The organism is Roseibium denhamense (assembly GCF_009711415.1).
Classification (GTDB): Bacteria; Pseudomonadota; Alphaproteobacteria; order Rhizobiales; family Stappiaceae; genus Roseibium; species Roseibium denhamense.
Genome location: NZ_SMLZ01000022.1, coordinates 1 through 373, shown reverse-complemented (window position 1 = coordinate 373; position 373 = coordinate 1). Strand labels below are relative to the sequence as shown.

Sequence of the window (373 nt, the reverse complement as noted above, 5' to 3'; positions counted from 1 at the left end):
GCAGCCAATGTGGTCGTTGCCCCGGTGTGGGTCAGACCGCCATGGGCGTCCGTCACGTCATAGGTGAAGTGAACCTGGCCGTTGTAGTCCTTTTCCGGTGTGAAGGTGAAGGTGCCGTCCTGGTTGTCCCGGACAGAGCCGTGATCAACCTTGAGCCCGGCAATCGCCAGCTTGCCCGCATCATTGGCATCCACATCCACCGTGTTGGCGAGAAGTTGCTTCAAGGTCAGGGTCTGGGCGACGTCTTCCGTGCCGCTGGCCAACTGAACTTCCGAAGAACAATAGGGACGGTCGTTGCTGCCATGGATCGTGATCACGATGTCATGGGCGGTGCCGTCCTTCGAATAGACCGTGATCGTGTCCGTCAGGCTCT

At 59.2% G+C, this 373-nt stretch carries 1 protein-coding gene; it reads right to left on the bottom strand.

Annotated features, from left to right (window positions below):
• The coding region (locus tag E1180_RS00060; RefSeq protein ID WP_196220468.1) for a cadherin-like domain-containing protein at positions 1-373 on the bottom strand (373 nt) is incomplete at both ends.